Source organism: Ancylobacter sp. Lp-2 (assembly GCF_020523795.1).
Lineage (GTDB): Bacteria > Pseudomonadota > Alphaproteobacteria > Rhizobiales > Xanthobacteraceae > Ancylobacter.
Window position 1 is genome coordinate 18,160 of sequence record NZ_JAJALI010000001.1, and the last position, 26,350, is coordinate 44,509.

At 66.7% G+C, this 26,350-nt stretch carries 24 protein-coding genes; 9 read left to right on the forward strand and 15 right to left on the reverse strand.

From position 1 onward, the window contains the following. Positions 1-1,649: 1,649 nt before the first annotated feature. Positions 1,650-2,711 (forward strand): DUF2125 domain-containing protein, encoded by a 1,062-nt coding sequence (locus LGR54_RS00090; protein WP_230359962.1) that lies wholly within the window; start codon positions 1,650-1,652, stop codon positions 2,709-2,711. 344 nt (positions 2,712-3,055) lie between these two features. Here the strand turns inward: LGR54_RS00090 and edd are convergent, their stop codons facing one another. The 3 genes from edd to zwf are packed head-to-tail and all read right to left on the reverse strand — an operon-like array spanning position 3,056 to position 7,112. Continuing rightward, on the reverse strand, positions 3,056-4,900 hold the full coding sequence (edd, locus tag LGR54_RS00095; RefSeq protein WP_230359963.1) for a phosphogluconate dehydratase: 1,845 nt from the start codon (positions 4,898-4,900) through the stop codon (positions 3,056-3,058). 38 nt (positions 4,901-4,938) lie between these two features. After that, entirely contained in the window at positions 4,939-5,622 is a 684-nt protein-coding gene (gene pgl / locus LGR54_RS00100; protein ID WP_230360757.1) for a 6-phosphogluconolactonase, read from the reverse strand. A gap of 14 nt (positions 5,623-5,636) precedes the next feature. Next, positions 5,637-7,112: a glucose-6-phosphate dehydrogenase gene (gene zwf / locus LGR54_RS00105; RefSeq protein ID WP_230359964.1), complete on the reverse strand. Its 1,476-nt coding sequence runs from the start codon at positions 7,110-7,112 to the stop codon at positions 5,637-5,639. A gap of 717 nt (positions 7,113-7,829) precedes the next feature. Here zwf and LGR54_RS00110 point away from each other — a divergent pair. From LGR54_RS00110 to LGR54_RS00135, 6 genes are all read left to right on the forward strand, one after another. Beyond that, the gene (locus LGR54_RS00110; RefSeq protein ID WP_230359965.1) at positions 7,830-8,843 is read left to right on the forward strand and encodes a tripartite tricarboxylate transporter substrate binding protein; all 1,014 of its coding nucleotides are present in this window, start codon (positions 7,830-7,832) and stop codon (positions 8,841-8,843) included. Positions 8,844-9,070: 227 nt separating this feature from the next. After that, positions 9,071-9,571, forward strand: a complete 501-nt coding sequence (locus LGR54_RS00115; RefSeq protein WP_230359966.1) for a tripartite tricarboxylate transporter TctB family protein — start codon at positions 9,071-9,073, stop codon at positions 9,569-9,571. A gap of 57 nt (positions 9,572-9,628) precedes the next feature. Then, on the forward strand, positions 9,629-11,134 hold the full coding sequence (locus LGR54_RS00120) for a tripartite tricarboxylate transporter permease (protein WP_230359967.1): 1,506 nt from the start codon (positions 9,629-9,631) through the stop codon (positions 11,132-11,134). Between the two features lie 217 nt (positions 11,135-11,351). Beyond that, positions 11,352-12,074 carry a GntR family transcriptional regulator gene (locus tag LGR54_RS00125; protein ID WP_230359968.1) on the forward strand — a complete coding sequence of 241 codons (723 nt, stop codon included), beginning with the start codon at positions 11,352-11,354 and terminating at the stop codon, positions 12,072-12,074. Between the two features lie 292 nt (positions 12,075-12,366). Beyond that, the gene (locus tag LGR54_RS00130; RefSeq protein WP_230359969.1) at positions 12,367-12,828 is read left to right on the forward strand and encodes a TerB family tellurite resistance protein; all 462 of its coding nucleotides are present in this window, start codon (positions 12,367-12,369) and stop codon (positions 12,826-12,828) included. Between the two features lie 173 nt (positions 12,829-13,001). Then, positions 13,002-13,793, forward strand: a complete 792-nt coding sequence (locus LGR54_RS00135; RefSeq protein WP_230359970.1) for a glutamine amidotransferase — start codon at positions 13,002-13,004, stop codon at positions 13,791-13,793. Here the strand turns inward: LGR54_RS00135 and LGR54_RS00140 are convergent. The 7 genes from LGR54_RS00140 to LGR54_RS00170 all read right to left on the reverse strand — a co-directional run bounded on the left by LGR54_RS00140 (position 13,762) and on the right by LGR54_RS00170 (position 20,711). Then, positions 13,762-14,319 (reverse strand): hypothetical protein, encoded by a 558-nt coding sequence (locus LGR54_RS00140; RefSeq protein ID WP_230359971.1) that lies wholly within the window; start codon positions 14,317-14,319, stop codon positions 13,762-13,764. The two genes, LGR54_RS00135 and LGR54_RS00140, sit on opposite strands and share 32 nt — an antisense overlap. Before the next feature lie 76 nt (positions 14,320-14,395). Next, on the reverse strand, positions 14,396-14,896 hold the full coding sequence (locus LGR54_RS00145; protein ID WP_230359972.1) for a MarR family winged helix-turn-helix transcriptional regulator: 501 nt from the start codon (positions 14,894-14,896) through the stop codon (positions 14,396-14,398). Positions 14,897-15,094: 198 nt separating this feature from the next. Beyond that, on the reverse strand, positions 15,095-15,982 hold the full coding sequence (locus tag LGR54_RS00150) for an ABC transporter permease (RefSeq protein ID WP_230359973.1): 888 nt from the start codon (positions 15,980-15,982) through the stop codon (positions 15,095-15,097). Beyond that, positions 15,979-16,995 carry an ABC transporter permease gene (locus tag LGR54_RS00155; RefSeq protein WP_230359974.1) on the reverse strand — a complete coding sequence of 339 codons (1,017 nt, stop codon included), beginning with the start codon at positions 16,993-16,995 and terminating at the stop codon, positions 15,979-15,981. The genes LGR54_RS00150 and LGR54_RS00155 overlap by 4 nt, the downstream gene beginning before the upstream one ends. A 12-nt stretch (positions 16,996-17,007) precedes the next feature. Further along, a complete protein-coding gene (locus LGR54_RS00160) occupies positions 17,008-18,090 on the reverse strand; it encodes an ABC transporter ATP-binding protein (RefSeq protein ID WP_230359975.1) in 1,083 nt (360 codons plus the stop codon). A 160-nt stretch (positions 18,091-18,250) separates the two neighbouring features. Continuing rightward, complete coding sequence (locus LGR54_RS00165; protein WP_230359976.1) at positions 18,251-19,426, reverse strand: extracellular solute-binding protein; 1,176 nt, start codon at positions 19,424-19,426, stop codon at positions 18,251-18,253. Between the two features lie 262 nt (positions 19,427-19,688). Further along, entirely contained in the window at positions 19,689-20,711 is a 1,023-nt protein-coding gene (locus tag LGR54_RS00170) for a serine hydrolase (protein WP_230359977.1), read from the reverse strand. Positions 20,712-20,851: 140 nt separating this feature from the next. Between LGR54_RS00170 and LGR54_RS00175 the strand changes: the two genes are divergently transcribed. After that, positions 20,852-21,340 (forward strand): Panacea domain-containing protein, encoded by a 489-nt coding sequence (locus tag LGR54_RS00175; RefSeq protein ID WP_230359978.1) that lies wholly within the window; start codon positions 20,852-20,854, stop codon positions 21,338-21,340. Positions 21,341-21,351: 11 nt separating this feature from the next. Next, the gene (locus tag LGR54_RS00180; protein ID WP_230359979.1) at positions 21,352-22,089 is read left to right on the forward strand and encodes a hypothetical protein; all 738 of its coding nucleotides are present in this window, start codon (positions 21,352-21,354) and stop codon (positions 22,087-22,089) included. Positions 22,090-22,098: 9 nt separating this feature from the next. On the opposite strand, the gene proB is transcribed toward LGR54_RS00180, so the two are convergent. From proB to rplU, 5 genes are all read right to left on the reverse strand, one after another. Beyond that, positions 22,099-23,283 carry a glutamate 5-kinase gene (gene proB, locus LGR54_RS00185; protein ID WP_230359980.1) on the reverse strand — a complete coding sequence of 395 codons (1,185 nt, stop codon included), beginning with the start codon at positions 23,281-23,283 and terminating at the stop codon, positions 22,099-22,101. A 251-nt stretch (positions 23,284-23,534) separates the two neighbouring features. Beyond that, positions 23,535-24,569, reverse strand: a complete 1,035-nt coding sequence (obgE, locus tag LGR54_RS00190; protein ID WP_230359981.1) for a GTPase ObgE — start codon at positions 24,567-24,569, stop codon at positions 23,535-23,537. A 110-nt stretch (positions 24,570-24,679) separates the two neighbouring features. After that, complete coding sequence (locus LGR54_RS00195) at positions 24,680-25,327, reverse strand: GNAT family N-acetyltransferase (protein ID WP_230359982.1); 648 nt, start codon at positions 25,325-25,327, stop codon at positions 24,680-24,682. A gap of 140 nt (positions 25,328-25,467) precedes the next feature. Further along, positions 25,468-25,737 (reverse strand): 50S ribosomal protein L27, encoded by a 270-nt coding sequence (gene rpmA, locus LGR54_RS00200; RefSeq protein WP_213352509.1) that lies wholly within the window; start codon positions 25,735-25,737, stop codon positions 25,468-25,470. A 28-nt stretch (positions 25,738-25,765) separates the two neighbouring features. Then, a complete protein-coding gene (gene rplU / locus LGR54_RS00205) occupies positions 25,766-26,074 on the reverse strand; it encodes a 50S ribosomal protein L21 (RefSeq protein WP_230359983.1) in 309 nt (102 codons plus the stop codon). Positions 26,075-26,350: the final 276 nt, after the last annotated feature.

Consider the following 26,350-nt stretch of genomic DNA (forward strand, 5'->3'; position numbering starts at 1 on the left):
CAGCTAAGGCGCCACGGCTCGCGGCCCCTCACCGGCCGAGGAAGACCTTCGTGCACGGAAGGCCGGTTGAAAGGGCAAGCGACGCGGCCACCGTTTCGATGGCTTGGGCCGGCGGCAGGCGTCCCGCCGCGAAACATTTCACGGCAACCGGCCCCTCGACACGGCTGCGGCTTCGGCGCCCCTCCCCGGTCCGTCGCCACGGCACGGACCGAGCCTGACTATGCAGCCGGCGGTTACCGAAAGCCGGGCCATGCCACGTGATCGACGGACAGTGCATCTGTCGCGGTCGCGCCGCCCCGAGGTCGCCGGCTACATCGCCATGACCGACCGCCCCTCACCGGCCCACATTCCCCACCGCCTGCGGTGCCAGCGACGGGGTAATCAACGCAACAGCGGAGCCGCAGCGTGAACCTCGATGCAGGCACTCCGGCACGGCACCATTCATCCCAACAGGGTCCCCGATGCGGTCACCGCTTCGGCGCCCCTCCCCGGTCCGTCGCCACGGCACGGACCGAGCCCGACTATGCAGCCGGCGGTTACCGAAGGCTGGGCCATGCGACCTGATCGACAGACAGTGCATCTGTCCCGGTCGCGCCATCCCGAGGTCGCCCGCGACGGCTCCGTAGCTGACGGCCCCTCACCGTCCCACATTCCCCACCACCTGCGGCGCCAGCGACGGGGTAATCAACGCAACAGCGGAGCCGCAGCGTGCACCTCGATACAGGCATTCCGGCACGGCACCATTCGTCCCAGCGGTGTCCTCGACGCAACCACCGCTTCGGCGCCCCTCCCCGGTCCGCCGCCACGGCACGGACCGAACCTGGGTGTGCAGCCGACGGACACCGAAGGCCGAACAATACGACCTGATCGACCGACAATGCATCTGTCGCGGTCGCGCCGCCCCGAGGTCGCCGGCTACATCGCCATGACCGACCGCCCCTCACCGTCCCACATTCCACACCGCCCGCAGCGCCAGCCACAGGGGTAATCGACACAACAGCGGATGCTGCAGCGCGGATCTCCATACAGGCATCATCGACGCGGTCGCCGTTGGGACGGCAGGCCGATATCCGGGAGGACTGGGACGGTCGGTCGGGCACCATTCCGCGCGCCTGGGACAAGGCACGGCAATGAGTTCCGACATCGCATCCGTTGACGACACGACGTCAGACAGTGGCGCGATAAGGATGTGGTGAGCCGTCGGACAGCGCCGCGACGAGGGCATGGCCGGCGCCCTCGGCCAGCGGCACGGGCTTCGCCCCATGTGCGGACCCCAGACCGGCAATCGACATCCGTCCGTGCCGCGTCCGCCCATGCCGCGACGGGCGCGGCGCGCTTCCTCGCGGCGTCATAGCCGCACGGCCTTGAACCCCCCGCGATGAACGGCACGGCACCGTGGGATCGCGCGGAGGCGACCAACGGGACCTGGCCGGGCACCCACGCAGCCGGGCGAACGACCAGTGGGGCCGCGACAAGGGTGCTGTCGGCGGGACGTCGGCACGGCGGCGCCGCAATCACGCCCTTAACGTGGCCGGTGGAACGCGATATCCGGTCCGTGGCATCCGTCGACGACCGGTCGGTCGCCGCACCGGTGACGCAATGGCAGGCCAAAGGACGGTGATGCCGGGCCCGCGCAGGAGACTTTACCGATGACCGATCCCGACCATGCCGCCTCGCCCGCCGAAACACCGGCCGTGACCGGGCGCCGCTCCTCGCTCTGGGTGGTGCTGCCGCTGGCGCTGTTCGTGATTGCCGGCCTCGGCTGGACCGCTGCCTGGTTCTATGCCGCCGGCCGCGCCGAGAAGGAGATCGACAGCTGGATCGCCAACGAGGCGGCGGCCGGGCGGCAATGGAACTGCGCCGACCGGCGGCTGACCGGCTTTCCGTTCCGCTTCGAGCTCGCCTGCGCCCAGCCCAGCGTCACCTTCACCGGCTCGGACCCATGGCAATGGTCGGCCGCGCGCGCCCACGCCGTGGCGCAGGTGTGGGACCCGCAGCACATCATCGCCGAGTTCCAGGGGCCGTCGGTGCTGAAGGAGCCGACCAGCGGCCGCAGCATCGAGGCCAACTGGTCGCTGCTGCAGGTGAGCGCCGTCGGCTCCGGCGGCGTGGTCGACCGCGTCTCCACCTCGGCCAACGACTATGTGCTGAGCGAGGGCGGCCGGCCGCTGTTCTTCGCCCGCCATGCCGAGTTGCACGCCCGCCATCACCCCGGCGCCGACGGCAACACGCTGGACGTCGCCATCGGCCTGAAGGGAGCGGGCAGCGGCGCGCTCAACGGCGGCACCCAGGCGGCGGCCGACGCCGAATTGCAGGCGACCATCTCGCAGGTGCCGCCCTTCCAGGCGATGCCGGTCGCCGAGCGGCTGCGACTGTGGCAGGAGGCCGGCGGCAAGGTGAAGGTCGAGGTCGCCAAGCTTTCCGCCGGCGGCGGGGCGATGAACGCCACCGGCGATATCGGCCTCGACGGCCAGCGCCGGCCGGCCGGCGCGCTCACTCTGGCGGTGGCCAATCCGCAGGGGCTGATGGGCGCGCTGGGCGGCTCCGGCCTGCTGCCGGAGCAGGCCGCCTCGCTGGCGCCGCTGCTGATGGCGGCGGGCATGCCCACCACCCTCGACGGCGCCAAGGCCAGCGCCTTCCCCTTCGTGTTCCGCGACGGGCGGGTGGCGCTGGGCCTCATCCCGCTCGGCAAGATCGGGCCGCTGTACTGAGCGGACAGCCCCCGGAGGACGCTTAGTAGGCGTGAGGTTGCTCCCTCTCCCGTCGGGGAGAGGGATGGGGTGAAGGATATTCGACACGTCCCGATCGCGTCGCCCCTCGCCGACCCGCGGAGCCTGTCCTTGGGCTCGCCGGAGACGAGACCCGGGGGCGTGCCACCTTTCCGCCGAAGCCGGATGCTTCAGGATTCGGCCTTGCCGGAGCCGAACGCGGCAACGGCCGAGTTCGGGGGGAGAGGGAAACCAGGCCGAGATTCGGCGGCTTCGCCGAATCTCTCCTCGGCCCCGGATCAGCGCTGCACGGCGGCAGCGAGTCCGGGGGAGTAGGAGGCAGCGGTCTACGCCACCGCGAAGATAGTGGCGCCGGTGTCAGCGGTGCCCACCGCCGCCCGGAACGAGCCGAACAGCTCGCGGCCGACGCCCCAGTGACTGACCGTGAGATCGGTGGTCGCCGGGCTGCGCGCCGCCCATTCGGCCGGATCGACCTTCACCGTCAGCGTGCCGGCCACCGCATCGACGCGCACGATGTCGCCCTCGCGGATCAGCGCGATAGCACCGCCATCGGCGGCCTCGGGCGTGACGTGGATCGCCGCCGGCACCTTGCCGGAGGCGCCGGACAGCCGGCCATCGGTGACGAGAGCCACCTTCTGGCCGCGGTCCTGCAGCACGCCGAGCGGCGGCATCAGCTTGTGCAGCTCCGGCATGCCATTGGCCTTCGGGCCCTGATAGCGCACCACCGCGACGAAATCGCCGGTGAGCGTGCCGGCCTTGAAGGCCTTCTGCAGCTCCTCCTGCGAGTGGAACACCTTGGCCGGCGCCTCGATGACATGGCGCTCGACAGCGATCGCCGAGGTCTTGATGACGGCGCGGCCGATGTCGCCGGAGAGCAGCTTGAGCCCGCCGGTCGCCTGGAACGGCCGCGAGGCGGGGCGCACCACGTTCTCGTCGCCGCTGTCGCGCGCGCCGTCGCGCCAGTCCAGCGTGCCCTCGGAGGTGAGCTTCGGCTCCAGCGTATAGGCGTCGAGGCTGGAGCCCCACACCGTCTCGACGTCGCGATGCAGCATGCCGATGCCGAGCAATTCGCGGATGACCAGGGCCATGCCGCCGGCGGCGTGGAAATGGTTCACATCCGCCTTGCCGTTGGGATAGACGCGGCACAGGAGCGGGGTGACATCGGCGAGGTCGGAGAAATCGTCCCAGGTCAGCTTGATGCCGGCCGCCGCCGCCATCGCCACCACATGCATGGTGTGGTTGGTGGAGCCGCCGGTGGCGTGCAGCCCGACAATGCCGTTGGCGAAGGCGCGCTCGTCCAGCATCCGCCCGACCGGCCGGTAGTCATTGCCCAGCGCGGTCATCTCCATCGCCCGCTCGGCGGCGGCGGTGGTGAGCGCGTCGCGCAAAGGCGTGTTCGGGTTGACGAAGGAGGCGCCGGGCAAATGCAGGCCCATGATCTCCATCATCATCTGGTTGGTGTTGGCGGTGCCGTAGAAGGTGCAGGTGCCCGGCCCGTGATAGGCTTGGCTCTCGGCCTCGAGCAGCGCGTCGCGGCCGACCTTGCCCTCGGCGAAGAGCTGGCGGATCTTCGCCTTGTCGTCGTTGGACAGGCCGGAGGTCATCGGGCCCGCGGGGATGAACACCGCCGGCAGATGGCCGAAGGACAGCGCGCCGATGACGAGGCCCGGCACGATCTTGTCGCAGATGCCGAGATAGACCGAACTGTCGAAGGTCTGGTGCGACAGCGCAACGGCGGTAGACAGCGCGATGACGTCGCGCGAGAACAGCGACAACTCCATGCCGGCCTCGCCCTGGGTGACGCCGTCGCACATCGCCGGCACGCCGCCGGCGACCTGCGCGACACCGCCCATCGCCCGCGCCGCGGCACGGATGAGGTCGGGATAGTGCTCATAGGGCTGGTGGGCCGAGAGCATGTCGTTATAGGCGGTGACGATGGCGAGATTGGCGCCGGCGCCCTCGCGCAGCATCGCCTTGTCGCCCGGCCCGCAGGCGGCGAAGCCGTGCGCCTGGTTGGCGCAGCCGAGCTTTTGCCGGCTCGGTCCCTTTTCGGCGGCGGTGGCGATGCGCTCGAGATAGCGCGCGCGGGTATCGTGCGAGCGGCGGACGATGCGCTCGGTGATCTCGCCGAGGCGGGCGCTCACGCCGGACGTCTCAGGGGCTTCGGCCATGCGGATCTCCTCGGGCTAGCGAATGCGGACCGGCGCCATCAGGGGCACCAGAAGATATCGGGCGGACGGGAGGCGCGCAGCACGGCACGCACCGGCATCTCCTCGACGGGGCCATCGGCCAGCGCCGCCTGCAGCACCGGGCGCTTGCCCTCGCCCTCGATATGGAGCGCCAGGGCGTCCGCCGCCAGCAGCACCGGCAAGGTGAGGGTGATGCGCGGCTCGCCGGCACCGGGGGCCCGCATCGGCAGCAGGCCGAGGGTGTTCTCCGGGTCCAGCACCTCGGACAGCCTATCACCGCCGGGGAAGAACGAGGCGGTGTGCCCGTCCTCGCCCATGCCGAGCACGGCGCAGGCCAGTGGCCAGTAAAGGTCCTCCAGCGCCTCGTTGATGGCGAACAGGCCATCTTCCGGCGTCGGGGCGTCATTGGCCAGCGCCACGAAGCGCGCTGCCGCCGCCGGCCCCTTCAGTAGGTGCTCGCGCACCAGCCGGGCGTTGGAGCGGTCGGAGGTTTCGCGCACCCAGCGCTCGTCGACGAGGGTGATGCCGATCTTCGACCAGGGAAGGTTACGGCCCGACAGCGCCTCGAAGAAGCGGGTCGGCGTGCGTCCGCCGGAGACGGCGAGGCTGGCGCCGCCGTCGCGGGCGACGCGGGCGGCGAGCTTGCCGGCGACGAAATCGGCCAGCGCCTCGGCCAGCGCGGGACCATCGGCGAAGACGTGCATGGGGAGAGCGGCGCTCACGCGCCGTCCTCCAGCCAGGTGCGGCCGTCGCGCTCGATCAGCGCGATGGCGGCCGACGGACCCCAGGTGCCGGCGGTATAGGGCCGCGGCGGCTCCTTGGCGTTGCGCCAGGCCTCCAGGATGGGGTCCACCCATTCCCACGCCGCCTGCACCTCGTCGCGGCGCATGAACAGCGTCTGGTTGCCGCGCACCACGTCGAGGATCAGGCGCTCATAGGCGTCGGGGTTGCGCACCTTGAACGCCTTGGCGAAGCTCATGTCGAGCGGCACATGGGTGAGTCGGATGCCGCCCGGGCCGGGATCCTTGATCATCAGCCACAGCTTCACGCCCTCGTCCGGCTGCAGGCGGATGACCAGCCGGTTGGATTCGATGGGGCCGACATTGGCGTCGAACACCGAATGCGGCACCGGCTTGAACTGGACCACGATCTCCGAGACGCGCGAGGCGAGGCGCTTGCCGGTGCGCAGATAGAACGGCACCCCGGCCCAGCGCCAGTTGCTGACCTCGGCCTTGAGCGCCACGAAGGTCTCGGTCTGGCTGCGGGTGGAGCCCAGTTCCTCCAGATAGCCCGGCACCGCGCCGCCCGCCGAGGCGCCGGCGCGATACTGGCCGCGCACGGTGAGGGTGCCGGCGTTCTGGTCGTCGACGGGCTTGAGCGCGCGCAGCACCTTGAGCTTCTCGTCGCGCACCGCGTCGGCATCGAGCGAGGAAGGCGGCTCCATGGCGACGAGGCACAGCAGCTGCAGGATGTGGTTCTGCACCATGTCGCGCATGGCGCCGGCGGTGTCGTAATAGCCGGCACGCTCCTCAACGCCGAGCGCCTCGGCCACGGTGATCTGCACATGGTCGATATGGGCGCTGTTCCACAACGGCTCGAACAGCGCGTTGGCGAAGCGCAGCGCCATCAGGTTCTGCACCGTCTCCTTACCGAGATAGTGGTCGATGCGGTAGACGCGGTCTTCCGGGAAGATGCGGCCGATCTCGGCGTTCAACGCCAGTGCCGAGGCGAGGTTCTTGCCGATCGGCTTCTCGATCACCACCCGCCCGTCCTCGGCGAGGCCGAATTTGCCGAGCTTCTCGCAGATCGGCCCGAACAGCTCCGGCGCGGTGGCGAGGTAATAGACCTTGATGCGCTCGCCCGCCGCCTTCATGTGTTCGGCGAGCTTGTCCCAGCCCTCCTCGCGCCCGGCATCGGCGGAGATATAGGTGATACGGGCGAGGAAGCGCTCCACCAGCTCGGGGGCCAGTTCGGCGGCCGGGATATGGTCGTTGAGCGCCTGCAGCGCGAAGGCGCGGAAATCCTCGTCGCTGAGCGGACGGCGCGACACGCCGACGATCGCCGCGTCGTCCGGCAGCTGGCCGTCAATATCGCGGTGGAACAGCGCCGGCAGCAATTTGCGGCGCGACAGGTCGCCGGTGGCGCCAAACACGGCAATGACGAAAGGCGCCACGGGAATCACGCGACTGGTCATGAAATGGACTCTCCCTCAACGTTCATCCGGATGCGGCGCCACGCAGCCGGCTCTGTACACCACTCGTAGCAAAAACGATTCCGCCCGGCGACGCTATCGCCACCGGGCGCCATGCTGCCACGCGGCCAACGCAGGGCAGTGACAAGCGGCGACGCGGCAAAGGTTGGAACGCTTCGGAAAAAAGTTGCTGCGTCGCAATAGGAACGGCGGGATTGTGCCCACAATCGGGCGGAAACAAGGCTTCAGCAAAGGAAGGCGGGCATGTTCGAAAAACAACCTTTCCCGCCGACCCGTGTCGCGCTGTGCCGCCGCTGCGGAAACGTGCCTCAAGGGAGACGGATGAAACACGTGCCTGCGCAACGGGTTACTTAATAAGATATTCCAGAACAAAATATGAATTATTACGTATACCAGAATTGGCATACCAGATGCCTGAATATTGGATATGTAATTCCCTCTTACCTTGCGTCGCACCATGCAACTTTAGAATTATCTCTTGGCATTACAGTCATCTTGGTACAACTTATTCCACAGACAGACCGCCCCAGAGCATAAGGAAAACAGCCGGCTGTCGATGCGCTGCGCACCGCTGGTTTCGACCTCTCGCCAAAGTCGTCGATAGCCCGAAGATGCACGGAGCCAAGTAAAAATCAGCAAGCAAGAATGCCGACAAGAATGGAACGGCAAGAGACCAAACCCCGTGGGAAGGAACGCCAAATGAAGAACTTCCATGCTCTCGGCCTCGGGACGCTGACCGCGCTCGGCCTGGCCGCGATGTCGATACTGCCGGCGGCGGCGGAGTGGAAGCCGACCAAGCCCGTCGAGTTCATCGTCCCGGCCGGCACCGGCGGCGGCGCCGACCAGATGGCCCGCACGCTGCAGGGCATCATCGCCAAGCACGAGCTGATGCCGACCCAGCTGATCGTGATCAACAAGTCCGGCGGCGCCGGCGGCGAAGGCTTCCTGGACGTCAAGAACTCCAAGGCCAATCCGCACAAGATCGTCATCACCCTGTCCAACCTGTTCACCACCCCGCTGGCGACCGGCATTCCCTTCAACTGGAAGGACATGACGCCGGTGGCGATGCTGGCGCTCGACGAATTCGTGCTGTGGGTGAACGCCCAGGATCCCTACAAGACCGCGCAGGAATACGAGGCCGCGATCAAGGCGGCGCCGGACGGCACCTTCAAGATGGGCGGCACCGGCTCCAAGCAGGAAGACCAGATCATCACCGTCGCCATCGAGAAGGCGCTCGGCAAGAAGATGACCTACATTCCCTACAAGGGCGGCGGCGAAGTCGCGGTGCAGCTGGTCGGCGGCCACGTCAACTCGACGGTGAACAACCCGATCGAGGCGGTCTCCCAGTGGCGCGGCGACAAGGTGCGCCCGCTCTGCGTGTTCGATGGCAAGCAGCTGCCCTACACCGACAAGATCCTCGGCGACCTGTCCTGGTCCTCGATCCCGACCTGCAAGTCGGCCGGCCTCGACGTGGAATATGTGATGCTGCGCGGCATCTTCATGCCGCCGGGCGTTTCCGAGGAGCAGGTCGCCTATTTCGTTGACCTGTTCAAGAAGGTCCGCGAGACCCCTGAATGGCAGCAGCTGATGAAGGACGGCGCCTTCAACCAGACCTTCATGGCCGGCCCCGAATTCAAGGACTGGCTGACCAAGGCCGAGGCGACCCATAAGGGCCTGATGCAGGAAGCCGGCTTCATCGCCGCCGCCAACTGATCCCGCGAGCTCCCGCCCCGCGCCCGGCGCCTCGGGCGGGAGCATCGCCGGCTAACAAGGCCGCTTGCCAGCATCCCTGCCCCCGTCGCCGCGACGAACCGGCGACCCCGGGCAGCTTCGCCGGCCCGGCGCACAGAACATCGCGTCAATCGAGAATGCGTCGATCCGGCACCGGCGGGAGTGATCCCGCCGGACGGCTGGATCGTGACAGGAGCGCGGAACCCATCATGAGCGAAACATCCCACGGCACCGGCACGGGCCCCACGCAGCGCAACGCCGAGATCGGCGTCGCCCTGCTGACCCTGCTGTTCGGCCTGATCGTCGTCTATGGCAGCTACCTCGTCGGCTTCGGCTGGGGCGCCGACGGCCCGCAGGCCGGCTTCTTCCCCTTCTATGTCGGCATTGCCATCTGCGTCTGCAGCCTCATCAACCTGGCGCAGGGACTGCGGGAAAACCCCGCCGACCTGTTCGCCGAATGGAGCCAGCTCCGCCAGGTGCTGAAGGTGCTCGTTCCCACCACAATCTACTGCCTGATGGTGGAACCGCTCGGCATCTATCTCCCCTCGATCCTGCTGATCGCGGTCTTCATGAAGTGGCTGGGCAAGTACAGCTGGCCGCTGACCGCCGCCATCGCCATCGGCGTGCCGGCCGCCTTCTACCTCGTCTTCGAAAAGTGGTTCCTCATCCCACTGCCAAAAGGTCCGGTCGAAGCCCTGCTCGGGCTGTGACGCCACCATAAACCGGAACGGGAGCACGCGCGGGCGAGCTCCCAGGGGAAAGCGCTCATGTTCGACAATTTCGTCAATCTCTGGCACGGCTTCGCTGTCGCCGGCGATCCGTTCAACATCCTCCTGATGGTGGTCGGCATCCTGCTCGGCGTCATCATCGGCGTGCTGCCCGGCCTCGGCGGCGCGAACGGCGTCGCCATCCTGCTGCCGCTCACCTTCTCCATGTCGCCCACCTCGGCGATCATCCTTTTGTCGTGCATCTACTGGGGTGCGCTGTTCGGCGGCGCCATCACCTCGGTGCTGTTCAACATACCGGGCGAACCCTGGTCGGTGGCCACCACCTTCGACGGCCATCCGATGGCCCGGCAAGGCAAGGCGGGCGAGGCACTGACCGCGGCCTTCACCTCCTCCTTCGTCGGCGCCTTCGTCGCCATCCTGATGATCACCCTCGTCGCCCCGCTGGTCGCCGCCTTCGCGCTGCGCTTCGGGCCGGCAGAGAAGTTCGCGGTGTACTTCCTCGCCTTCTGCTCCTTCGTCGGCATGAGCAAGGAGCCGCCGGCCAAGACCATCGTGTCGATGATGATCGGCTTCGCGCTCGCCGCCGTCGGCCTCGACATGGTGACCGGCCAGTTGCGCCTCACCTTCGGCTCCGAGGAACTGCTGAACGGCTTCGACTTCCTCATCGCCGTCATCGGCCTGTTCGGCATCGGCGAAATCCTGCTGACCATGGAGGAAGGCCTCGAATTCCGCGGCAAGTCGGCGAAGATCGACGCCAAGGTCGTGCTGCGGACCTGGGCGAGCCTGCCGCGCTACTGGGCGACCTCCATCCGCTCCTGCATCATCGGCTGCTGGATGGGCATCACCCCGGCGGGCGCCACCCCGGCCTCCTTCATGGCCTATGGCATCGCCAAGCGCGTGTCGAAGAACGGCAAGAACTTCGGCAATGGCGAGATCGAGGGCGTTGTCGCCCCCGAGACCGCCGCGCACGCCGCCGGCACCTCGGCCCTGCTGCCGATGCTGGCGCTGGGCGTGCCGGGATCGCCGACCGCCGCGGTGCTGCTCGGCGGCCTGCTGATCTGGGGCCTCCAGCCCGGCCCGATGCTGTTCGTCGAGCAGAAGGACTTCGTCTGGGGCCTGATCGCCTCGATGTATCTCGGCAACGTCGTCGGCCTGATCGTCGTGCTCACCACGGTGCCGCTGTTCGCCGCCATCCTGCGCATCCCCTTCTCGATCATCGCCCCGGTGATCCTGGTGATCTGCGCCATCGGTGCCTACACGGTGAACAACAACGTGTTCGACGTGGTGATGATGCTGGTGTTCGGCGTGCTCGGCTACGTGCTGAAGAAGACCAACTACCCGTTGGCACCGCTGGTTCTGGCCATCGTGCTGGGCGACAGCGCCGAGGAAGCCTTCCGCCAGTCGCTGCTCGCCTCCGGCGGTTCGATCGGGATCTTCTGGTCCAACCCGCTGGTGTCGACCATCATGGGCCTCGGCCTGGTCGCCGCCCTGTACCCGATGATCTCCAACCTGCTCAGCCGGCTGCGCTCGCCGCAGCCCGCCTGAGCCTCGGGCACCACAACACGGCCCGCCGCGCCCACCGCGCGGCGGGCTTTCGATCCGCCGGAACCGGATCGACCGCATCCCGCCGTGACACGCCGACAAGGCGGCCGGCCCGGCCTGCGGACCACACCACGCTTCAGGGGATTGGGAGGGCAACGCCAATGACCACCGCCAACACCACCGCCATGTCGGCATCTCAGTTGCGCAGGCGAGCCGGACGATGAGCATCGAAACCAGCATCCAGCGCGTCGGCACAGGCGCCGCCAAGCTCGCGGTGGCGCCCCTCGAGGACACCTCCACCTTCAAGAACCGCGCCTATGCCGCGCTGAAGGACGTCATCGTCTCGCTCAACATCTACGATCAGCCGCACGAGGTCCGCCTCGACGAGCGCCAGCTGGCCCAGAGCCTGGGGGTGAGCCGTACCCCGGTGCGCGAGGCGATGGCGCAACTGGAGCGCGAGGGCTTCGTCCACTCGGTGCCGCGCCGCGGCATCTATGTGGTGCGCAAGACCAAGCGCGAGGTCATCGAGATGATCCAGGTCTGGGCGGCGCTGGAGAGCCTGGCCGCCCGGCTGATCACCCAGAACGCCAGCGACGAGGAGATCGCCACGCTGCGCGCCATGTTCGCCACCTTCGAGGACGGCACACCACACGCCAAGCTCGATGAATATTCCGAGGTGAACATCCAGTTTCACCAGGCGATCATCGCCATGGGCGGCAATGGCATCCTCGTCAATCTCGCCGAGAACCTGTTCACCCATATGCGGATGATCCGCCGCAAGACCATCGTCGAGGAAGACCGCGCCGATCGCTCCATCCAGGACCATTTGGCCATCATCCAGGCGCTGGAGGCGCGCGAGACCGACACCGCCGAGGTGCTGGTGCGCAACCATGCGCTCGGCCTCGCCGGACATGTGTCGCGCTACGCCACCTATCTCGAATAGGCGACACAGCCACATCCTCGCAGGGCTCAGGCCCGCTCCGGCCACCGGAGATACCGAAGACTGCGCCCGGCGGGTTCCTCGACCTCGTCGGGCTTTTTTCGTTCCGCACGCTCAAGGTGTGGCACGGCTGCACGTTCGCGCGAGGATCGACCGGACGCCGCCCGGGGAAGATTGCACCGCCCCGGCAATTCCGATACGCAAAATGCGAGGTTGGCTACCGGCCTCGCCGCACCCAAATGTCCCTCGATCGAACGGGGTTCCTGGAACCTCGCCGCTGGAGCCTTGCGCCGGCATGCTGCGCAGTTTGACCGATTTCATCGCCGAGATCGCCGGCGGCGTCCGCGAGCCGGAGTTCGCCGAGAACGATTATCGTCTCGCCGCCGCCGCGCTGCTGGTGCATGTGGTGACCATCGACGGGATCATCGGCGATGCGGAGATGGAGAAGCTGCGGCACATCCTCGCCTTCCGCTTCAGCCTGAAGCCGGAGGAGGCCGAGCATCTGCTCGAGGCCGCCATCGCCCGCGACGCCGAGGCGGTGGATCTCTACGCCTTCACCAGCGTGCTCAACCGGGCGATGGACGAGGAAGGCCGCAAGCGGGTGATCGAGATGATGTTCGAGGTCGCCTATGCCGATGGCGGGCTGACCGAATTCGAGGACAACCTCGTCTGGCGCGCCGCCGAGCTGCTGAACATCTCCTCACGCGACCGGGTGGAGATCCGCAAGCGTATCCGCGAGACCTTCGACGAGGCGTGAACGCCGGCCGCACGGCGCCGGCATGGTTCCCATATCGCGCACTCACGGCGCCAAATCACGGACCGGCGCTGGGTTTTCATGCCGCCGCGCCTTGAAACCGCTCGAAAATCATGTCGTGATGGCTGACATATGCCGCAGCGCAGCGTTGCGGATTCGCGCCGACGACGAAAAGCATGGGTCAGCAACTCGCCTCCGACGTCCTGATCGTCCTGCACCAGGAACATTCCTCGCCCGGCCGCGTCGGCCGGCTGCTGGTCGAGCGCGGATACCGGCTGGATGTGCGGCGCCCCTGCCTCGGCGATCCCCTGCCCACCACGCTGGCCCGCCATGCCGGCGCCGTCGTCTTCGGCGGCCCGCAGAGCGCCAATGACTGCCACGACTATGTGCGCGCCGAGATCGACTGGATCGGCGTCGCGCTGAAGGAAGCCAAGCCCTATCTCGGCATCTGCCTGGGCGCGCAGATGCTGGCCCGCCACCTCGGCGCCCGCGTGGCGCCGCATCCCGAGGGGCTGGTGGAGATCGGCTATTATCCGCTGCGCCCAACCCCCGCCGGGCGCGCGCTGCTCGACGACGGCCGCGACGAGGCGGGCGACGCCGCCACGACCGCCCCCGACGAATGGCCCAACCATGTCTATCATTGGCACCGCGAGGGCTTCGAGCTGGCGCGCGGCGCTGAATTGCTGGCCTCCGGCGACGCCTTTCCCAACCAGGCGTTCCGCTACGGGCCGGCGGCCTATGGCCTGCAGTTCCACCCGGAAGTGACGCACCACATGATGTGCCGGTGGACGATACGCGGCAATGAGCGGCTCTCGCTGCCCGGCGCGCGCCCGCGCAGCGCCCATTTCACCGACCGGCTGCAGCATGACGGGCGAGTGCGGCTGTGGCTGGACAGCTTCCTCGACCGCTGGCTCGGCGGCTCGGCCGCCGGAGCGTTCAGCGCACCGCTTCAGACGGCAGCACAGTGATCTCGAGCCCGCGCAGCCGCGTGTAGAGCACGCGGTCGCGGGCATAGGGCCACCAGTCGAACAGCAGGATCTCGATCGGCCGCCACAGCCCGACCCAGCCGGCGATAATCGCGCCCTCGCTCAGCAATTCGCCGACCAGCATGTCGTCCAGCGCCGAGCTGCTGATCAAGGTCGCGACGCCGATGCACAGAGCGAGGAACACCACGCCGACCGCCAGCGTGCGCAGCCCCTCGCGCCGGGTCTCGCGCAATTTGCGCTCGGCATAGTCACGATTGGTGTCGCAATAGCGCGCCAGCGCCTCGGGAAGGCGCGGCGCGAGCTCGGCATTGCCCGGCGTCGGCGCCACATGCAGCCGCAGCCGCACCGGCCGGCGACGCCAGCGACGCTCGGCCGTCACCAGATCGATCAGCCGGTCGATGCCGGATTCGTCAATGCTCTCGCCGGCGAAGGGATCGATATCCGGCGTGGCGAAGAAATTGCGCAGGTCGCGCAGGCGGATGTCGATCTCGATCGGCACGGCGTCCATGGGTGGCGACTCATGCAAGCGGTTTTACCACCGCGGGTCATAGCAGCGGCCGACCGTCCCGTCTCCCGTGCCGCGCTCAGCGCTGGAGCGCCGCGCGCAGGCGGGCGATGTCGGCACGCATCCGTTCCACCGAGGGGCGGTCGAGCCCGGTGGCGGCGGCGATGGCGGCCGGCACCGCCGCGCCCTTCGCCCGCAACGCCTGCCCCTCGTCGGTGAGATGGACGTGAACCTGCCGGGCGTCGGCGACGCTGCGCCGCCGCTTAACCAGGCCCTGTGCCTCCAGCCGCTTGATCAGCGGCGTCAGCGTGCTGGATTCGAGCGCGAGATGGCCCGCAAGGTCGCCCACCGTCTGCCCGTCGGCGCGCCACAGGCTGACCATGACCAGATATTGCGTATAGGTCAGGCCCAGTGCGTCGAGCAGCGGCAAGTAGGCGCGATTGAAGGCGTGATTGGCGGAATAGACCGCGAAGCAGAGGAAGTCGTCGAGACCGGCCTCGCCGGCACACGACCCGGCAGCGTTGAGCTCCGTGGTGGCCAGCGCCGTCCGCGCGGCGGCCTCATCAGCATGTCCCTTCATGGCGGGTGTCCTCTCGGCGCGATGGCGCCCACCCCTAAAATAATCGTATGCGATCTAATCGCAAGTGATCGACCGTCGCAGATCTGCCGTCCTAGGCCTGCCGCCTCGCAACCGCCGACGTCGATCCCGCGTGTGCGGGGCAAGCGGACGCCCCGATGCGGCCCGCCCGAAGGAGGCACCCGGCACGCCGACGCGCGATCAGGCCGCCATGGGCGCAGCGGCGCCGCTGAGCTCGCTTTCCTCGGCGGCCTGGGCGGCGCGCAGGCGGCGCTCGGCGGCCGCGTCGGCCCGACGCTTCCACAGCTCATAGGCGATGGCGCCGACGATCGTCACCCCGACGATGATCACCGCCAGCGCGCTGATCGCCGGGGTGGAGCCCTGCCGCACCCGTCCGGCGAGCACGGTGGTGAGCGTCTTCTCCGATAGGATGGCGAAGGTGGTGGTGTTGTAGTTCTCGAAGGAGGACAGGAAGGCGAGCACCGCCGCCGAGAACAGCGCCGGCTGCAGGAAGGGCAGCAATATGTGGCGGAACACCTGCGGATAGGAGGCGCCGAGATCGAGCGCCGCCTCCTGCTGCGCCTGGTCGAAGCGCTGCAGCCGGGCGAGGATGATCAGCATGCAATAGGCGGAAATGAAGCTCGACTGGCCGATCACCGTGAGGATGATGCCGTCATAGAGGAACTTCGTGCCGGTCAGCGTGGTGAATTCGCGCCAGAACACCACGGTGGAGATGCCGATGATGATGCCCGGCGTCAGCACCGGCGACACCACGACGAGGTAATAGGCCGAGCGCACCCGCGGCTGGATCTGCGTCATCACGATGGCGCCGGCGAGCCCGATCGGCACGGAGATGGCGACCACCAGCACGCCGATCCACAGGCTGGTCCGCAGCCCGTACATCATGTCCTGATCGGCGAAGAGTTGGGAGAACCAGTCGAGGGTCAGCCCCTCGATCGGCCAGACCTGCGGGTATTGCGGGGTGTTGAAGGCCGAGACGCCCATCACCATGAGCGGGCCGAGCAGATAGAGGAAGAACACCGCGATATAGACGGCGAACAGGATGCGCTGGAGCGGCCCGGATGTCATCGCGTGATTTCTCCAAGGCTCAGCCGGAACATCTTCAGCACCAGCAGCACGAAGACGACGCAGGTCACTAGCAGGATGAAGGCATAGGCCGCGCCCTGCGGCCAGTTGAACGCCTGGTAGAAGCGGTCATAGACGATGGGCGTGAACCACAGCGTGCGCGGACCGGCCAGCACCAGCGGCGCGGCGAGCGCGCCGGCGCACAGCATGAACACCAGCGTGCAGCCCGAGGCGATGCCCGGCTTGGCATGCGGCATCACCACGAAGAGGTGGATGTGCCACCACGGCGCGCCGAGGTCCCGCGCCGCCTCGATCTGGTTCTTGTCGAGGCTCTCGATGGCGCTGTAGAGCGGGAACACCATCATCAGCAGATAGGCGTAGGAGAGGCCCATATAGAGGCCGACATCGGCGCCGAGGAAATCGATCGGCTCGCCGATCACGCCCGCCCCCAGCAGCAGCTTGTTGATGATGCCGCCGGAGGACAGCAGCACGCGGAAGGCGAAGGCGCGCAGGATCTCGTTCACCCAATAGGGGATGATCAGCAGCAGCAGCAGGATGCGCAGCCGCGCCGCCCCCGCCGACTGCGCCATGTGGAAGGCGATCGGGTAGCAAAGGGCGAAGTTGAACAGGGTGATGGCGATGCTCACCCCGATGGTGAGCAAGAAGGCCTTGATGTGGATCCAGTTCCAGCTCGACGTCGAGGTGGTCGAGCCGAACAGGAAGTAGCGGTAGTTCTCCAGTGTGAACACGTCCTTCGGCCCGCCCATCTGCGAAGGCGGCAGTTTCGGGCGAAACGACATGTCCACCATCGAGAACTGCGGAAGCACGATGACGAAGAACACCCAGAAGCCGACCGCCAGCACCAGATAGAGCCCGACCGCGAGCCCGTTACGCTGGAAGAAGCCCGGGCCGTTGGCGAGGCCCATGCGCCGCTCATAGGCGGCGAGCCCGAAGAAGAACAGCGCTACCGCCAGCGGTAGCCCGAAGACGAGGGTGAGGCCGCCGGTCGCTCCCATGCCGCCCTCCCCTCAATGGCTCGCCGGGCGGGCGAGCAGCAGGCCGTCCTGCGGCTTGAAGCCGATATGCAGCGTCTCGCCGCTCACCGGCACCACGCCGCCGCCGACCGTGGCGGTGATCTTCTGGCCGGTGCGGACCCGGAGCGTCACGTGGGTGACGCTGCCCTCATAGGCGACGTCGAGCGCCTCGCCGTCGAAGCCGACCGTCGAGCCGTTCGGCGTGCCCGTGGGCACCAGCGACAGCACCTCCGGCCGGACGAACAGCAGCGCCTCCTCGCCGGCCTTCAGCCCGACCGGGTTGCGCCCGGAAAGCGTGCCGAGCGGCGTGTCCAGCGTTGCCATGCCGTCGGCGACGGCGGTGACCCGGCCGCGGATCTGGTTGTTCTCGCCGACGAAGGCGGCGACGAAGGGCGTGCGCGGCTCGGCATAGACGGAGCGGCCATTGCCGACCTGCTCGATCACCCCGGCATTCATCACCGCGATGCGATCCGACATGGTCAGCGCCTCGCCCTGGTCGTGGGTGATGTAGATGAAGGTGATGCCCACCCGCTTCTGGATGGCACGCAGCTCGGCGCGCATGTGCTGGCGCAGCTTGAGGTCGAGCGCCGACAGCGGCTCGTCGAGGAGCAGGACCGAGGGCTCGACGGCAAGCGCCCGGGCGATGGCGACGCGCTGCTTCTGGCCGCCGGACAGCTCCGACACCTTCTTGTGGCCGTGCTCGCTGAGCGCGACCTGGATGAGCAGGTTCTTCACCTTCTCGTCGCGCTCATGCTTGGGCACGCCGCGCACCCGGAGGCCGTAGCCGATATTGTCGGCCACGCTCATCATCGGGAACAGCGCGAGGTTCTGGAAGATCAGCGCGGTGGGCCGCTTGTTGGGACCGATGCCGACCATGTCCCGGCCGCCGATGCGCACCTGCCCGCGCGTCGGCTCGATGAAGCCGGAAATGGTACGCAAAAGCGTGGTCTTGCCGCATCCGGACGGGCCGAGAAAGGAGAAGAACTCCCCGGCCTCGATGGTGAGGTTGGCATCACGGACGGCGACGAAATCTCCGAACGTCACATTGACGCCCTCGAGCTCCACGGCTGCGGCCATAGGGTCTCCGGTTGCTTGTCGACTGGCCGCCAGATCGCGGGACATGGCGGCGGGAACGCGGGCGGACGGTCGCCCCGCGCGCGGACCCGGGCCGGCGAACCGGCCCGGGAGAGCAACGGACCGGAGCCGGCGAGCCGGCTCCGGCGGGATCGTCGCGCGATCAGGCCGCCTTGAACTTCTCGGCGTACTGGGTGCGCAGCTCGGCGTACCACGACGGCTCCGGCGGGCGGCTCCACAGCTTGGAGAGCGCGTCGCCCGGATAGGCCTCGGAGAAGTTCTTCTTGGCGGCCTCGGACAGGAAGGCGTCGGCGCCCTTGACCACCGGGTTGTAGCCCGAGCCATCCGCCACCTGCGCCGAGACTTCCGGCGAGTGGATGTAGTTCAGCCACTCATAGGCCTGGTCGATGTTCTTGGCGCCCTTGGTGATCGCCCAGCCGTCGACCCAGGTGATCGCGCCTTCCTGCGGCGCCATATAGGTGACCGGCTTGCCCTGCTTCTTCAGCGACAGCGGCGGGCCGTCCCAGGTCTGGCCGATGGTGCAGCCATTCTCCATGAAGCCGGACTTGGTGTTGTCCGAGGAATCCCAGAACTGCTTCACCTGCGCCTTGTTCTCGATCGCGTAGGCGAGGATGACGTCGTAGATCTTCTTCATCGTCTCCTCGTCCTTGAACGCATCGAGCATGCGGTTGGACGGGAGCTTGCCGTTGGCGTCCATCCACAAGCCGATGCCGAGCAGCAGCGAGTGGGGGCGGCCCTGCATCTTGCCCTTGAACTCCGGCGCCCACAGCGTGCCGTAGCTGAGCTTGTCATAGGTCAGGCCGGGCGCGAGGTCGGTGCGCCAGGAGATTGCCTCCGAGCCCCAGCAATGCGGCACGTGGTAGAGCTTGCCGTCCCAGGTCCACACGCTGGTGGAAGCTTCCAGCATCGAGGGCAGCAGGTTGTCGAGATGCAGCTTGTTGGTGTCGAACGGCGCGAGGACGTCGAGCTCCTTGAACTGCGGGGCACGGTCGCGGGTGGGCTCGCACAGGTCGAAGCCCTCGCCGGCGGTGGCCTGCAGCTTGTTGATCTGCTCCTCGTTCTGCGAGAACGGGGTGGTCTTCACCTTGATGCCGGTCTTCTTTTCGAAGTTCGGGATCACCGGGTTGGGCAGTTCGTCGTCCCAGTTGAGCAGGCTGAGCTCGCCGGACGAGGAGAAGGCATCGCGCACCAGCCACGGGCCGGAAGCGGCCACCGCGCCGGCGCCGAGCGCGCCCTTGAGCAGGGTGCGGCGCGTGAACCCTCGCGCGGCCAGAAGGGTCAGGTTCGTCGAGTTGCGAAGGTCGGTCTGCTTCGTCACGTCCTTGTCCTCGCTCTGGGCCGCCTTTCTGGCGGACTGATGCGAGGGGATCAGCAGGAAGCATGCCACAGGTCGGAGCGGCCGCGATTCGCCGCGCCGCGCCGGGGCGCGACCGCGCTCCCGACCGGAAGGTCAACCGCCGGTGGCGCTGTTTTCAGCAGATTTTCGCCCGTGCATGCACGCGGATTAAGCGCGGATTGAACAGCGGCGAAATAAATCCGGTTTCATACCCCGCCGAACCGCAAGCGGATTGAACCACGGTTCAACCCGGGCCGACAGCTTCGATGAGCGCGCTCGCCAGCGCGTGCAGGTCGTCGCGATGACCGGAACGGCCGGCGGGCGCGTCGGTGGCCGAGGTCATGGCGAGGGTGAGGCCGCGCTCGGGCACCACATAGAGCATCTGCCCGCCATAGCCCCAGCCATAGGCGACATCCGCGCCGCCGAGCGTGCGGCGGAACCAGCCATAGCCGTAGCCGTCGCCGGTGAAGCGCGACTGGGTGCGCACGCGCCAGCTCTCGTCGATCCAGGCCTGCGGCAGGATGCGGGTGCCGTCCACCGTCACGCCGCCGCGCCGGTAGAGTTCGCCGAAGGCCAGCAACGAGGTGGGGCGCATCGCCATCTGGTTGCCGCCGAAATAGATGCCCTGCGGGTCGCGGTCCCAGGAGGCGATGGCGAAGCCCTCCACCGGGCCGAGCCAGTCGCGCGCCAGCGCCAGTGTCGGGCGGCCGGTGGCGCGGGTGAGGATGGCGGAGAGAAGATGCGTCGAGCCGGTGGAATACAGCATCGGCCCGCCGGGCTCGGCCTCGAACGGCTCTGCGAGCGCCGCGCGCACCCAATTACCGGAGGCGATCCAGCGTCCGTAATTCGGCCCGGAGGTGCGGGCCAGCCCGGCCTGCATGGAGAGGAGGTTGCCGACGGTGACTCGGGCGAGGCGCGGATCGGGATGGGCCGGCAAGTCGCGGACGAGCAACGGCGCGACGGGTTGGTTGACGCCTTCCAGCACGCCCTTGTCAATGGCGACGCCGACGAGGGCCGACATCACCGATTTCGAGGCGGACTTGATGTTCGCGGGGGCATCGAGCCGGGCGCCGTTATAGGCGCGGGCGTCGGCAAGCCAGCTGTCGTGCGCGATGTGGACCGTGCGCAATGGGGTCAGCGCGGCGGCGGCATCGAGGGCGGGGGTGAAGGGGGATGGGGCGGGCGACGTGGGTGCAGGCTGCGCCGGGGCGGAGCGTGGGGTGAGGAGCAGGAACGGGGCGGCGAGCAGGAGAGTGCGGCGGTTCATGCCGGGGAGGATAGGGGGATCGGTTGGGTGGTGGAGTCACAATGGGGAGAGGGGCCACGATCGGATCGCCACGAAATTTTAGAGTTTCGCCGCTATTGATTGAGCAGAACAAAGAGGGTACGTTTTTTTGGGAGGCGATCATGCCTTATGATGTTCGAGAGATTGCAAATTTCATTTTGGATTTTGTTGAAAAACGTGAAAAGAAAATCACGAACATAGATATTAATAAGATTATATATTTTATCCATGGATGGTATTTAGCCAAAAATAATAAACCTTTGGTTTCGGCAAAGATTGAAGCTTGGGATTACGGTCCAGTATTCAGAGAAATATATCACGAATTCAAACAACACGGCAGCGATCCCATAACATCTCGAGCACATCGACGCTCACCCATCACTGCCAGACTTGAAGAATGTACACCGAACATTGATGCAAGTGATGAGGCATTCATATCCCCGCTGATCGAACATTATACCCGCATATCCACATACAGGTTGGTTGAACTATCTCACGCAAGTGGCGGCCCATGGGATCAAGTGTATAATCACGACGGCGACTCAAACCCGGGAATGCGAATTTCCGACGAGCAGATAAGTGCGTACTTTAAGGAGCAGACGCGGCATTAGAGGGTTAATAAATGTCCGTTACGAAGCTTGAAAGACCGCCTTACGTCCACAACTGGGTTCGTTACAATTACGCAGATGAGGTCAAGACAACTAAGGCACTGGTAAGCTTTGTAAGGGCAATACCACAAACGACCTATGTGGCCGCTTCACCCATTGTCCGGGATAGGATAATTTTTGGCCTCGACCGGGAAACCGCAATGATAGCGGCGATGTCGAAAGGACCTCCGAAAAGTCGCTCTCACGTAGCCAAATTGGTTTCCGCATTTTATGATTATGACCAAGGACGAAAATACTCAGGAAGCCCTTCATACGACCAATTTGTTCATCCGTTCCCTGTCAGTCGGACCATCCAAATCCCTGTCAAACCGCTGCTTATAATAGCGGAAGGCGGGCAGCTTAAGCCGCTATTTCTGTTTGGCTGGAGCACAATGCCTTTGGACACATTCCAAAGGCGACTTTTGATGACTATTGTAGAAGACACCGTATTTTCGTTGACTGACTTTCAGAATTCGGACGGTGAATTTATTTGTTTTCCGAAGAATGAACACGGCATCAGGGCGCCGGAAGTTTGGCACCGCGGTGATTATAATTCATTATCTCCGCAGGAGCTGAAGCAGAAAATTGAGATATATCTAACAGCCCTCAAAAGGGCCAAGTTGATTTTGGCAAACTCTGCTAAGATTGACAAAGACGCCCCTACGAAAGAACCGGCACATGCGGATCAATACATTCTAAAATTAGAAAAATAGAGACGCCGCTCACCCTCCACCCAGCACCAGATCATCCCGGTGCACCATCGCGGACCTGCCCTCGAACCCGGTGATCCCGACGATCTCGTCGGATGACCGCCCCTTGATCCGTTCCGCGTGGTCGTGGTCATAGGCCACCAGCCCGCGGCCGATCTCGGCGCCGTCAGGGCCGCGCAGCACCACCGCGTCGCCGCGGGTGAACTCGCCCTCGACCTTCTTCACCCCCGCTGGTAGCAGCGAAGAGCCGCGCCGCAGCGCCGCCACCGCTCCGGCGTCGAGATGCAGCACGCCGCGCGGCTCCAGCGAGCCGGCGATCCAGCGCTTGCGCGACGCCACCGGATTGGCCGGGGCGAGGAACCAGGTGCAGCGCGCACCGTGCTCGATGGCGCGGATCGGGTTCTTCACCTTGCCCGAGCCGATCACCATATGCGCGCCCGCCGTGGTGGCGATCTTGCCGGCCTCGATCTTGGTCTTCATGCCGCCGCGCGACAATTCGGTACCGGCGCCGCCCGCCATCGCCTCCACCTCGGCGGTGATGCGCGGCACCACCGGGATCAGCTGCGCGTTCGGGTCGTCATTGGGCGGGGCGGTGTAGAGGCCGTCAATGTCGGAGAGCAGGATCAAGAGATCGGCGCTCGCCATGCCGGCGACGCGGGCCGCCAACCGGTCATTGTCGCCGTAGCGGATCTCCGAGGTGGCGACGGTGTCGTTCTCATTGATCACCGGAACGGCCTTGAGCTCCAAGAGCTTGTGCAGCGTCGAGCGGGCGTTGAGGTAGCGGCGGCGCTCCTCGGTATCGCCGAGCGTGAGCAGGATCTGCCCGGCGGTGACGCCCTCATGCGCCAGCGCTTCCGACCAGGCGCGGGCCAGCGCGATCTGGCCGATGGCGGCGGCCGCCTGGCTCTCCTCCAGCTTCAGCGGGCGCTTGGGCATCTTGAGCAGGTTGCGGCCCAGCGCGATGGCGCCGGAGGACACCACCAGCACCTCCTTGCCAACCCGGTGCAGCGCACCGACATCCTCGGCCAGCGCGGCGAGCCAGGCATGGCGCAGCTGGCCGCGGGCGCTATCGACCAGCAGCGCGGAGCCGACCTTCACCACGATGCGGCGGAAGGAGGCGATCTGCGGCACGCCCGTCAGGCCGGCGGCGGAAGGGGTTGCGGTGGTCGAGGCGGCGGGGTTCGAATCGGCGGACATTGGCGGTCTCGCAGGCGGGCGATGAAAGGACGGGCTTATAGGCCAAAGCATGCCTGCCGTCTTCCCGCCATCCGGCTCCCACCCTCGCCACCCGAACCGTTCCCCAGTCGGCGGCACACGGGCAGAAACCGGATCAGCACGCTCCCGATGCGAGACCGCGCTCGATGGCAGCTCGCCGCACCTACGCCGAGGATGACGCTCGTGGAATCGGGGGAAGATGGATGCTCAGGCAGTCAGGCGGCGAGACGGCGTCACGGTCGCCACGCTTCCTGAACCTCCTGCGCCTCGTCCTCGCCCCGGCTCTCGTCGATGATGTGGGCGAGCGCACGCAGCGCCTGCGTCACGCCCTCCCCCGTCGAGGCGGAAAGCACCAGCGGCTTCTTGCGGGCGGCGCGCTGCAGGCGGGCGACCTGCTGCTTCAGCTGGTCGGGATCGAGCGCGTCGGCCTTGGACAGGGCGACGATCTCCGGCTTGTCCTCCAGCCCGGCGCCGTAGAGCTCCAGCTCCTTGCGCACGGTCTTGTAGGTCTTGCCGGCATGCTCGCTGGTGCCGTCGACGAGGTGCAGCAGCACGCGGCAGCGCTCGATATGGGCGAGGAAACGGTCGCCGATGCCGACGCCCTCATGCGCGCCCTCGATGAGGCCGGGAATGTCGGCGAGCACGAATTCGCGCCCGTCCACCCGCACCACGCCGAGGCCGGGATGCAGGGTGGTAAAGGGATAGTCGGCGATCTTCGGCTTGGCGGCGGTGGTGGCGGCGAGGAAGGTCGACTTGCCGGCATTGGGCAGGCCGACCAGGCCGGCATCGGCAATGAGCTTCAGCCGCAGCCAGATCCACCGCTCCTCGCCCTCCTGGCCGGGATTGGCCCGGCGCGGCGCCTGGTTGGTGGAGGTCTGGAAATGCGCGTTGCCGAAGCCGCCATTGCCGCCCTTGAGGAAGCGGATCTTCTGGCCGACCTCGGTGAGGTCGGCGATCACGGTCTCGCCCTCCTCGTCCAGCACCTCGGTGCCGGCGGGAACCTTCAGCACCACGTCGTCGCCCTTGCCGCCGGCGCGGTTCTTGCCCATGCCGTAGCCGCCCTTCTTGGCCTTGAAGTGCTGCTGGAAGCGGTAGTCGATCAGCGTGTTGAGGCCATCGACGCATTCGATCCAGACGTCGCCGCCGCGTCCGCCATCGCCGCCGTCCGGGCCGCCGAATTCGATGAACTTCTCCCGCCGGAACGACAGGCAGCCCGCGCCGCCATCGCCGGAGCGGACATAGATCTTGGCCTGGTCGAGGAATTTCATGACGTGTCAGCTCGGCGGATCAGCGCGGTTCGGAACGAGTCTCCCCGCTCCGGCGAACCGGAGCGGGGAGGATGTCATCATAGCAAATCACGACCGCGATTGCGGCGCGCTCAATGCGTTATTTGCACGTGCCGGGTCGCCGAGGCGGTAGCGCCCCAGGACCGCAGCGAGGCCCATAGCCGCTTTTCGAGGCGGAACCGGTCGACGGGAACCGAGGCACCGATCGCGCGCACCCGCGTCAGTCCCACGCCCGTCCACTGGAAGCCGCACTTCTCAAGCACCCGCCGCGAGGACGGATTGACCACGCGCGCCGCCGCGTTGAGCGCCGGCAGGTTGAGGTCCTCGAAGGCGTGGTCGAGCAGCGCCCGCGTCGCCTCCGTGGCATAGCCGAAACCCCAATAGGGCTCGCCCACCCAATAGCCGATCTCCGGCACCGCCTCGTCGCGCGGGGAAAAGCCGCACATGCCGATCGGGATCGGCGGGCCGAGCGGGTTGGAGCCGTCATTCTTCATGAACATCGCGAAGGTCGCGCAATCCGGCCCGACCAGCAGGTTGGCGACGAAGGCCGCGGCATCCGCCATCCCGTAGGGATGCGGAATGTTCGACGTCATCTCGGCGATGCGCCGGTTGTCGGCGAGCTCGGCGATCCAGGCCATGTCCTCGATTCGCGGGGCGCGCAGGAAGAGGCGGCCGGTCTCGAGGACGGCGGTACTGCTCTCGGCAAGGGCGGACCCGAGGGTCGCTTCGACGATGGTCATGGCTGGCTCCTGGTGCGTGGAACGACGAAGGGGAGGCGGTCTTCCTCGCCTCCCCTTCGGGCACCCGGAGCGTTGACAGTGGCTCCAGAAATCCTACCGGTCGGGCGAGACCGGTGGGATTTCAGGAAATCTCACCGGCTTTATTCGGCGGCCTCGGCGGCCGGAATCACGGATACGTAGGTTCGGTCATTGGCTTTATTGCGGAACTCGACGCGGCCTTCGACGAGGGCGAAAAGGGTATGGTCCTTGCCCATGCCGACATTGGTGCCGGGATGCCACTTGGTGCCGCGCTGACGCAGAATAATGTTGCCCGAGATGACGGCTTCGCCACCGAACTTCTTCACGCCGAGACGACGGCCGGCCGAATCACGACCGTTGCGCGAGGAACCGCCTGCTTTTTTATGAGCCATGGTGCTCTCCTAAATCCTGCTTGCGGTCTCAGGCGCCAGTGATGGCGGTGATACGGACCACGGTGAAGTCCTGCCGGTGGCCGATCTTGCGGCGCGAATTCTGCCGGCGGCGCTTCTTGAACGCAATGACCTTGTCGCCACGGGTCTGCTTGACCACTTCGGCGGTGACGGAAGCACCCTCGACCAGCGGAGCGCCGACCTTCGGGGCATCGCCACCGAGCATCAGCACCGGGAAGGTGACGGTCGCGCCGTCCTCGGCTTCGATCTTGCCGAGGGTAATGACTTCATTGGCGACAACGCGATACTGCTTGCCACCCGTCTTGATGACCGCGAACATGTTATGTCCTTTCGTTCGAGCCCGGACTGCGCGCCATCAGGCACGTGACCGGCTTCTTTCGGTCGGCTACGGATCATGGCACGAACCCACTTCGCGCCAAGGCAGCGCCTATAGGGGCTCGGGCGGAGCGAGTCAAGGTTTTCCACCGGCTGCCGCGACCGGAAAAGAGCGAGCGGGCAGCATCGGTCGCCCTGCCGCCTGAACCTTCGACGCGCTGCGGCGTTATCCGGCCGGATGACAGCCCGGTACGGTTTTGGCTGTCGAAACAGCGAGGAC

Bases quoted from the DNA above. Each gene is read 5' to 3' on its own strand.
- LGR54_RS00090 (WP_230359962.1), top strand. From the start codon at position 1,650: ATGACCGATCCCGACCATGCCGCCTCGCCCGCCGAAACACCGGCCGTG.
- edd (WP_230359963.1), bottom strand. From the start codon at position 4,900: ATGGCCGAAGCCCCTGAGACGTCCGGCGTGAGCGCCCGCCTCGGCGAG.
- pgl (WP_230360757.1), bottom strand. From the start codon at position 5,622: ATGCACGTCTTCGCCGATGGTCCCGCGCTGGCCGAGGCGCTGGCCGAT.
- zwf (WP_230359964.1), bottom strand. From the start codon at position 7,112: ATGACCAGTCGCGTGATTCCCGTGGCGCCTTTCGTCATTGCCGTGTTT.
- LGR54_RS00110 (WP_230359965.1), top strand. From the start codon at position 7,830: ATGAAGAACTTCCATGCTCTCGGCCTCGGGACGCTGACCGCGCTCGGC.
- LGR54_RS00115 (WP_230359966.1), top strand. From the start codon at position 9,071: ATGAGCGAAACATCCCACGGCACCGGCACGGGCCCCACGCAGCGCAAC.
- LGR54_RS00120 (WP_230359967.1), top strand. From the start codon at position 9,629: ATGTTCGACAATTTCGTCAATCTCTGGCACGGCTTCGCTGTCGCCGGC.
- LGR54_RS00125 (WP_230359968.1), top strand. From the start codon at position 11,352: ATGAGCATCGAAACCAGCATCCAGCGCGTCGGCACAGGCGCCGCCAAG.
- LGR54_RS00130 (WP_230359969.1), top strand. From the start codon at position 12,367: ATGCTGCGCAGTTTGACCGATTTCATCGCCGAGATCGCCGGCGGCGTC.
- LGR54_RS00135 (WP_230359970.1), top strand. From the start codon at position 13,002: ATGGGTCAGCAACTCGCCTCCGACGTCCTGATCGTCCTGCACCAGGAA.
- LGR54_RS00140 (WP_230359971.1), bottom strand. From the start codon at position 14,319: ATGGACGCCGTGCCGATCGAGATCGACATCCGCCTGCGCGACCTGCGC.
- LGR54_RS00145 (WP_230359972.1), bottom strand. From the start codon at position 14,896: ATGAAGGGACATGCTGATGAGGCCGCCGCGCGGACGGCGCTGGCCACC.
- LGR54_RS00150 (WP_230359973.1), bottom strand. From the start codon at position 15,982: ATGACATCCGGGCCGCTCCAGCGCATCCTGTTCGCCGTCTATATCGCG.
- LGR54_RS00155 (WP_230359974.1), bottom strand. From the start codon at position 16,995: ATGGGAGCGACCGGCGGCCTCACCCTCGTCTTCGGGCTACCGCTGGCG.
- LGR54_RS00160 (WP_230359975.1), bottom strand. From the start codon at position 18,090: ATGGCCGCAGCCGTGGAGCTCGAGGGCGTCAATGTGACGTTCGGAGAT.
- LGR54_RS00170 (WP_230359977.1), bottom strand. From the start codon at position 20,711: ATGAACCGCCGCACTCTCCTGCTCGCCGCCCCGTTCCTGCTCCTCACC.
- LGR54_RS00175 (WP_230359978.1), top strand. From the start codon at position 20,852: ATGCCTTATGATGTTCGAGAGATTGCAAATTTCATTTTGGATTTTGTT.
- LGR54_RS00180 (WP_230359979.1), top strand. From the start codon at position 21,352: ATGTCCGTTACGAAGCTTGAAAGACCGCCTTACGTCCACAACTGGGTT.
- proB (WP_230359980.1), bottom strand. From the start codon at position 23,283: ATGTCCGCCGATTCGAACCCCGCCGCCTCGACCACCGCAACCCCTTCC.
- obgE (WP_230359981.1), bottom strand. From the start codon at position 24,569: ATGAAATTCCTCGACCAGGCCAAGATCTATGTCCGCTCCGGCGATGGC.
- LGR54_RS00195 (WP_230359982.1), bottom strand. From the start codon at position 25,327: ATGACCATCGTCGAAGCGACCCTCGGGTCCGCCCTTGCCGAGAGCAGT.
- rpmA (WP_213352509.1), bottom strand. From the start codon at position 25,737: ATGGCTCATAAAAAAGCAGGCGGTTCCTCGCGCAACGGTCGTGATTCG.
- rplU (WP_230359983.1), bottom strand. From the start codon at position 26,074: ATGTTCGCGGTCATCAAGACGGGTGGCAAGCAGTATCGCGTTGTCGCC.